Source organism: Methylopila musalis, from assembly GCF_042679725.1.
Taxonomy (GTDB): domain Bacteria; phylum Pseudomonadota; class Alphaproteobacteria; order Rhizobiales; family Methylopilaceae; genus Methylopila; species Methylopila musalis.
Genome location: NZ_JBHTMX010000403.1, coordinates 1 through 779, shown reverse-complemented (window position 1 = coordinate 779; position 779 = coordinate 1). Strand labels below are relative to the sequence as shown.

The 779-nt window shown below is 77.0% G+C and carries 1 protein-coding gene; it reads right to left on the bottom strand.

All coding sequences use genetic code 11. The features are described 5' to 3' along the window. On the bottom strand, window positions 1-779 hold a 779-nt coding region (locus ACFQ4O_RS17960), incomplete at both ends, for a sigma-54-dependent Fis family transcriptional regulator (RefSeq protein ID WP_378777791.1).

Here is a 779-nt window from a genome sequence, read left to right as displayed (position 1 = left end):
GGCCGGCCCGCGCAGCGGCGCGGGCAGAAGCTCCGGGCCCAGCGCGTCGCCCGGCTCCGACAGGGCGATCAGCGCCTTCATGGCGCCCACCAGCTCCCGGCGGTTGCCGGGCCAGTCGTAGGCCGTCATCCGCTCCAGCGTGGCGGGGGCGAGGGTGCGCCCCTCCACCTTGAGCGTTGCCCAGAAGGCGAGCACCGCGGCCCGCCGGTCGGCGGCGGCGCGCAGCGGCGGCAGCGCCACGGCGTATTGCGCCACGCGGTAATAGAGGTCGGCCCGGAAGCCGCCGCTCTCGGTCATGGCGCGCAGGTCGCGATGGGTGGCGCAGAGCAGCCGCAGATCGACCGGATGGGGCTTGCCGCCGCCGAGCGGCGTCACCGCCCGCTCCTGCACCACCCGCAGCAGCCGCGCCTGCAGCGCGAGCGGCATGTCGCCGATTTCGTCCAGCAGCAGCACCCCGCCGTCCGCCTCCCGGAGCAGGCCCTTCGAGCCCGAGCGGCGCGCGCCGGTGAAGGCGCCCTCCTCGTAGCCGAACAGCTCGGCCTCGATCAGGCCCTCGGGCAGCGCCGCGCAGTTCACCGCCACGAACGGCCGCCGGGCGCGGGAGCTCGCCGCATGGGCCGCGCGGGCGAACAGCTCCTTGCCCGAGCCGGTCTCGCCGCCGATCAGCCGCGGCACGTCGCCCTCGATCAGCCGGACGGCGCGGGCGAGATCGGCCCGGATCGCGGCGTCGAACACCGGGCCGGGCTCGGCCGCGGGCCGGGCCTCGACCATCGGGCGGA